The organism is Psychrobacter sp. (assembly GCF_018260395.1).
Classification (GTDB): Bacteria; Pseudomonadota; Gammaproteobacteria; order Pseudomonadales; family Moraxellaceae; genus Psychrobacter.
Window position 1 is genome coordinate 1 of the sequence record NZ_JAGLBC010000119.1, and the last position, 7,440, is coordinate 7,440.

Here is a 7,440-nt window from a genome sequence, read left to right on the forward strand (position 1 = left end):
TCAGGTGTTCTTTAATATTACGTAGCGTTGCACTTGGTGTGTTAATCTAAGTTATAAAAAAGTTTAGAAAACTCATGTCATAACCAATATAGGCAAAATCGAAACAAAAAAAACCTAGCTCAAAGGCTAGGTTTCTATTTTAATCATCAACGTTACACAGTTTAAATTTAAGTTCTTAGTTTAAATACTTAACTTTAACTCATTGACGCTTAAAACAAAGTTAATAAAGACTTAGCTGACTTGTATTAATTACTTTGAAACCAGCTATCTGCTTGATTACGTGCATTCGCTACGTCTGAACTTGATAAGTTAAGCGCTAATTGACCAATTTTACCACGAGCTTTAGTACGAACTTCATCATTCAACATGCCATCACGAGCCGCAAGCTCATACCACTTATAAGCGTCAACCAGTTTACGCTGTTTTTCATCGATTAAAGCTAGGGTGTAACTGGCACGGTTATCACCACGTTTTGCCGCACGCTCTAACCAATAACGGGCTTGATTTTCGTTAACCGCTACACCTTCACCGCGAGCATACATAATACCTAGGTTTAACTGAGCTGGAGTAACGTTTTGGTTGGCAGCTCGGGTATACCATTCAATAGCTTTTTGTGAGTTTTTAGCAAGACCTTCTCCTTTCTGATAGCGTTTGGCTAAATAAAACTGAGCATGGTCATTACCTTGATTTGCACGGCTCGTTAATTCATTGATATTCATCATTTCAAAACGAGATACATCCAATGGAATGTTTGCAACTAGGTCAGCATGAGACAAGCCAGTGATAGCAAACATGGCAGTGAATAGAGTAGCTTTTAAAAGTTTCATATAAGTTATCCGAAATTGACTGTATTTAAAAAAAACAGAAACAAACAATGCTCAGCATTATTTTATAAATACTTATTCCCTAAAAAATCCAAATTAACGACTTATCCATGCGTTAATTTAAGAGTTGATTTAGAAGATAATGGCAATGTGAATTTAATTAGATTTATGGTGTCGATAACATATAGTCGACAAGATTTACATAGCTTACCATCCAAAAAGACGAAACTCAAACGCTGTTAACCTAAAATTAGCTTTTAACAATAAATTAACAGTCAAATTACTCAAGTCATTTGTAACCAAGTAATACCAGAAAGGTTTAAGCAATAAATATACGCCTATGACCAGTCAAACAGCTTGAATAAAATTTATTATTTTGACGGTAATTTTGACTTATATTTTGACCTTTACTTTGTCTTAGTTACTCTATAAATAGCCACATCTGCCAATAAGTTGGGTGCTCTACGAATAATAGAAGTGATTAATGGCGAATGTCTTTTAGAGCTAGAATCGGTCACTGCAAAACGATTGACTATTTTAATATCATTATCTGTACATAGTTTCTCAAAGTCTTTAAAAGTGCAAAGGTGAATATTAGGCGTGTTATACCATTCATAAGGCAATGCCTCAGACACAGGCATTAAACCCTTTAATCCTAAGTGCAAACGATTTTGCCAATGTGCAAAGTTAGGAAAAGTAATTACCGCTTCTCGGCCAACCCTTAGCATGTCTAATAGTAAAGTATCTGGCGATTTAACAGCTTGTAGGGCACGTGCCATTACCACAGTATCAAAGCTATTGTCAGCAAACCGCGCCAAGCCATCATTTAGGTCTTGCTCTATAATATTTAATCCTTTAGAAATACCAATGTTAATATTCGCCTCGTCTAATTCAAGACCGTAGCCCGTTACGCCTAGCGAATGTTGCATATGTTCTAATAACGAGCCATCGCCACAGCCTAAGTCCAACACGCGAGAATGCGGAGCAATCCACTGTTTGGCAAGTTCATGATCTATTCTCATGTTAGGCTCTCCTGCGTATTTATTGAGGTATTACGATTATTACGTTGCAATGTGGCTGTAGGTTTGGTTTTGTAATGGTTTAAAAAAGGCGCGTTCAAGAAGCCTTTAATGGCACTCATATAACGTGGAATATCAAATAAGAAAGAATCATGGCCATGCGGTGCATCGACATTAACATAGCTTACCTGTTTGTCATTGGCCATTAATGCATCAACAATTTCTTGTGATCGAGCAGGAGCAAAGCGCCAATCGGTAGTGAATGAAACGATAAGAAATTGACACTGAGTATGCTTTAAGGTTTGTTTTAGAGCTTCTAAATCTGATAAAGTGTCATTGTTGACATAGTCGCGAGTGGGGTCAAAGTAATCCAAAGCTTTGGTCATTAATAAATAAGTATTGGCATCGAAGTTTTTGCTGAAGCGCTCACCTTGATAACGCAAATAGCTTTCAACCTGAAACTCTACGTCATAGCCATACATGAATTTGCCAGACTTTAAGTCACGACCAAATTTGAACTTCATGGCATCTTCGGTCAGATAAGTGATATGACCTACCATGCGGGCAAGAATAAGTCCACGGCGGGGGTAAGTGCCAGCTTCTATATAACGCCCTTTATTAAACTCAGGATCGGATAATATCGATTGACGAGCCACTTCATTGAAGGCAATATTTTGAGCGGACAGTTTTGGAGTGCTGGCAATGATAACGCTGCGCTTTAAACGTTGTGGATAATCAACTGACCATTGTAAAGCCTGCATACCCCCCATTGAGCCTCCCACCACTGCATGCCACACTTCAATGCCTAGACGATCAGAGAGCATAGCTTGGGTTTTTACCCAGTCCTTGATGGTAATTAATGGGAAGTCTGGACCATACGGTGCGCCCGGCTTACCATATTCACTAGATTCAGGGACGAGCGTGGTAGGACCAGTTGAGCCATGGCAACTGCCAATGTTGTTAAGACAAACCACAAAAAAGCGTGTGGTATCGATCGACTTGCCAGGACCAATCATATTGTCCCACCAACCCGGTTTTAAATCATCTTCACTGTGCCAGCCTGCAGCATGGTGACTGCCCGATAATGCATGACAGATTAGAATTGCATTGGATTTATCCGCATTTAACTCCCCATAAGTTTCATAAACCAAGTCAAACTCTGTTAAAGTTCGATTGCATTCTAAAATAAGAGGGGTATCAAAATGCATCGTCTGCGGGGTTACGATGCCCACAGAATTAACAAACTTTGGATCTATCGGGGTTGATCGGGTACTAGATGGAATACTCAAAATTACCTCAAAAATGATGTTTATTATTTAAGTATGAAAAAATTAGCGATGTTTTCAGGATTTAGCTATTGTAGGCGTAAGGGCTTATAAGTACAACTTGCATCTTTGGCAATAAAACCATTATCTATTTATCATCTATGAAGCCTTAATTTGATAATAATTTGACCTAAAAATGAAAGTGATATGAAAGTGATGATTGATGTGACTTTGGTAAATCAGCCTTTAATAATGGTACACTTAAGCTTTGTGAACAATCAATATGCGTTGTTAATCAACAATTGAATGACCTTTATAAATTTAAGCGCTTAAAATTACACTCATGTGCTATTAATAAACTGCTAAAACGCTAAAGTTTAAGCACTGAGTAACTTATAATAATATAAAAGCGTTTGATGCGTTAATATTTTCCTAAAATCAGCTTCAGCAAGGACATTCATAGTACTATGAAACCCAATAAGCCTCCCCGTATTGCAATTTTACTTGTTAATCTTGGCACCCCTGATGAGCCGACAGCGCCAGCAGTACGTCGCTATCTAAAACAGTTTTTATCTGACCCAAGGGTTATTGAGATTCCTCAGTTTTTATGGGCGATTATTCTTAATTTATTTGTATTGCCCAGCCGCCCAAAGCGTGTTGCAGAAGCTTACGCCAGTGTTTGGGAAGGTGATTCGCCGATTCGTAGAATTTTAGGTGAGCAAGTTGCCAAATTACAGGCTCGTCTAGACGGTAGTTTGGCGCCTTTTGAGGTTTCGGTACATGCTGCCATGTCATATGGCAATCCTGGATTGCCATATGTGATGGATAAACTGCGAAGTGAAGGCGTGGACCATTTTGTTATATTGCCATTATTCCCTCAGTATTCAGCAACCTCTGGTGGTGCGGTTTATGATGCCCTAACTAAATGGACTTTAAAGCAGCGCAACTTGCCCAACTACACTATTGTCAAAGATTATTTTGCCCACCCGCTTTATATCAAAGCATTGGTAGAGTCGATACAGCGTTTTCAAGCGATACATGGAAAGCCTGAAAAGCTTATGTTTAGTTTTCATGGTATTCCGCAGCCTTATGCTGATAAAGGTGATCCGTATCCAAAGCGTTGTAAATGTACTGCCGCTCAGGTAGCACATGCATTGGGATTGGCAAACGATGAATGGATTATCAGTTTTCAGTCACGTTTTGGCAAACAAGAATGGGTAAAACCGTATACTGATGTCACGCTTGAGGAGTGGGGTAAATCTGGCGTTCGTTCAGTACAGGTAGTCAGTCCCGCCTTTTCAGCCGATTGTCTGGAAACTTTAGAAGAGCTTGCCATGGAAAACCGTGATAATTTTATCAATGCCGGTGGCCAAGAGTATCATTATATTCCTGCTTTAAATTCTGATGAAGCGCATATAGATCTTATGGAGGCTCTGGCAAAACCGTTGGCTGCAGGATGGGCAGCCACCCTAAATGGTTGGGCGTAAATAGTTTAAAAATCGAGTTGCAGTCTATTAACTAGTATTTTTAAATGCAGCTAATCATTATAAATACATTTGTATCATATAAAAGTATTCATTCATTAAAAAAGCACCGCATAACAATATACGGTTCTAAAATTAGGGACAATTAACAGTTAATACAAAAGCAATTGGACTAATTATTCATCATCAAAGCTGTGAGAAACAGCATCGTTGTCAGCAATATCACGTATATCAGGGTAATCTGAACCTGCTATAGCATCATCTACTAAAACTTCATCGATACGAGATTCATCAATATTTTGACGATGCATCGGCGTTAAACCTTGCTCAGCATCTATGCCTTCTAAGTTATCGTTAGAATCTAAACTATTATTAGGGTCTTGCATAAATTACTCCTCGTTGCATGCATTGCTCTGGTAACTTGATTTAATGAATCTAAATTTAATACTTGCTGTAATTTAGCTGACTGCAATGAAAATTATTAATATCACCAATAATTAAAAACAGCCTAAAGTATTAGCTATAGTGTCTTATCTTGTGGCAGTTCAGCTTCTTGAGACGCATTAGCCATATCTCGGTCTAAAGAATAGAAATTGGCATTATTGTCTTTGCTTTCTGAAGCCAATGCAAATTTATCACGAAGGTCATCAATTAATGCTTCTTCTTCTATCTGCTCTTTTACGAACCACTGTAAAAAGTTAAAAGTAGCCCAATCTCTTTCTTCTAAAGCTTTATCAACTAGCGCATATATCTTCTTCGAGTTATCAAGTTCATGATGCCATACATCTTCAATGCAAGTCTCTAAATCTACTGGATTGTCACGAGGAGCAGGAATTGAACCAATCTTAGCTTCACCGCCTCTAGTTTGGATGTATTCTAAGAATTTGAACATATGCTGACGTTCTTCTTCTGAATGTTTATAAAAGAAATCAGCAATACCAGCATAATTATTAGACTCGGCCCAAACGCCTAAAGCTAAGTAAGCTTGTGCTTGAGCGGCTTCATTATTCATTTGTTCGTTAAGCGCTTGTTCCATACTGTCAGAAATACGTTTGTCACTCATGTTTTTATCCTAAATATTATGGTTAGTGAATGATTTTTATGGTAAAAAATTACAAAGGTTAATCTATAAATTTTTAATAGCTTTAAATTTTTAATAGATAGTAGATTAATATCAATAAATATTATGCCCATTCATTATAGGAGTTGAATATAGCATTATGAGTAAAACTGAGTTATGACTTGTTCGTATTCTGTGAGTGAAGTTAAATGATGTAACCTTTAATTTAGTTAATTATTAAAAGTAGCATTTACAATAGTATTGATTTAAAAACGCTTGTGATAAATCAAGATTAGAATTTCAATTCATAATAAGGTTAAGGTTGAACTATTTTCGACTTAAAGTAAGTTAATAAAAAAAGCTGGCACAATGCCAGCTTAAATTAAAAATACTTTTTAAACCAGCTATTGAGCTAACAAACTATAGATAGCGCCACATTAGATAGTTTAACAGCACAATTGCTAAGTCATTAAAGTCTATGCGCCAACAACTTTATTAAATAAGCGGGTCATTGAAACACTTGGTGATAACTGAGCTAATGAATTTAGAAGTTTCGCTGGCATGCCTACTGGATAATGCGTTTTATGCAGTTTTGCATTTGGAGAGGTAGCCAGTTTATAAAGGACTTTTGCCACGTCGTTTGGCGTTAAATTCAGTCCCAAACGATCAATGCTTGTTACCTTCACCCCTTTAGTCATATCAGTCTGCACCCAAAGTGGCATGACATCAACGACTTTAATACCTTTTGGTTCAAATTCAATGTTCAATGCTTCCGTCAAACCACGAACAAAGAACTTACTAGCAGAGTAGGGTGCTATCTCGGGCTGACCATAAATTGCTGAGGCCGAAGATAGGTTAATAATTTTATGATGCTCACCACCTGTCATTTGCGAGGCAATTTTATGACAGCCAACTAACACACCTTTACAATTAATATCTACCAGCTTCAATTGTGCACTTAACTGAGAGTCTGGCAAGTTTCCAGTCACCAAAATACCCGCATTATTGATGAGTACGTCAATTCCACCGAACTTATCATTCATTTCTGCAATAGCGCTGTCCCAATCTTCTGGGTTGGTGACATCTAAGTTGCCATGAGCGATAGATTTAGAGCCAATAGCTTTTTTAAACGCTTTATCTTTAATGGCAGATTCAAGTTCAGTGACATCAATGTCAAATAAACCAACATTATGGCCTTTTGAAGCCAGTTTTTTTGCAGTGGTAAGACCGATGCCTCGTGATGCGCCTGTTATTAAAACAGTTAGTTTTGCCATTATCAAATGTCCTTATCTTAGATAACATAATATTAAATTAGTAAACAGACATTAATTTATCCATTTTATTGAAAAAATTAATGCTTTTTGTGCTTATTAAGTCTAAGCCATATTTAAAAATATATAAAGCTGCAATAAATAAAATTATATTAACTGTATGAATAAGTGATCTGAAAGATTCAAATGGTCTATTTTATAAAAATATAAAACGCATCAATAATATATACGTGACTCTACGACATGATAATTAACAATTTATACGAAGAGTTAATAGACTGAGTAGCTTATAGTTATAAGACAATAGTATTCGCTAAAGCCAGTTAATGACATGTGTTATTAAAATATAGCCAGTTAATAGCATGTGCTATTGACATATTAAGCTATGAATTTATTGTACTATGAATTCATCTTGCATAAATACATCATGCTCTAAAAACATATGAATACCTAATAACAAAGTAAGTAATTGAACAAAATTAAATACCTACGCTTTAAAAGTAGAAAAATTTATCGA

7 protein-coding genes are annotated in these 7,440 nt (G+C 36.6%); 1 reads left to right on the forward strand and 6 read right to left on the reverse strand.

The window, feature by feature from the left end:
• Positions 1-245: 245 nt before the first annotated feature.
• The 3 genes from QZ265_RS08700 to QZ265_RS08710 form a co-directional block, all read right to left on the reverse strand.
• Entirely contained in the window at positions 246-827 is a 582-nt protein-coding gene (locus QZ265_RS08700) for a tetratricopeptide repeat protein (RefSeq protein WP_296405362.1), read from the reverse strand.
• A 404-nt stretch (positions 828-1,231) separates the two neighbouring features.
• The gene (gene metW, locus QZ265_RS08705) at positions 1,232-1,846 is read right to left on the reverse strand and encodes a methionine biosynthesis protein MetW (RefSeq protein WP_296405363.1); all 615 of its coding nucleotides are present in this window, start codon (positions 1,844-1,846) and stop codon (positions 1,232-1,234) included.
• Positions 1,843-3,126 (reverse strand): homoserine O-acetyltransferase, encoded by a 1,284-nt coding sequence (locus QZ265_RS08710; protein ID WP_296405373.1) that lies wholly within the window; start codon positions 3,124-3,126, stop codon positions 1,843-1,845. Before QZ265_RS08710 ends, metW begins: the two co-directional genes overlap by 4 nt.
• A 449-nt stretch (positions 3,127-3,575) precedes the next feature.
• On the opposite strand from QZ265_RS08710, the gene hemH reads away from it, so the two are divergent.
• Positions 3,576-4,595, forward strand: a complete 1,020-nt coding sequence (gene hemH / locus QZ265_RS08715) for a ferrochelatase (RefSeq protein ID WP_296405365.1) — start codon at positions 3,576-3,578, stop codon at positions 4,593-4,595.
• Positions 4,596-4,768: 173 nt separating this feature from the next.
• On the opposite strand, the gene QZ265_RS08720 is transcribed toward hemH, so the two are convergent.
• From QZ265_RS08720 to QZ265_RS08730, 3 genes are all read right to left on the reverse strand, one after another.
• On the reverse strand, positions 4,769-4,978 hold the full coding sequence (locus QZ265_RS08720) for a hypothetical protein (protein WP_296405367.1): 210 nt from the start codon (positions 4,976-4,978) through the stop codon (positions 4,769-4,771).
• A 134-nt stretch (positions 4,979-5,112) separates the two neighbouring features.
• On the reverse strand, positions 5,113-5,655 hold the full coding sequence (locus tag QZ265_RS08725) for a ferritin (RefSeq protein WP_296405369.1): 543 nt from the start codon (positions 5,653-5,655) through the stop codon (positions 5,113-5,115).
• Positions 5,656-6,128: 473 nt separating this feature from the next.
• Entirely contained in the window at positions 6,129-6,926 is a 798-nt protein-coding gene (locus QZ265_RS08730; protein WP_296405371.1) for an SDR family NAD(P)-dependent oxidoreductase, read from the reverse strand.
• Positions 6,927-7,440: the final 514 nt, after the last annotated feature.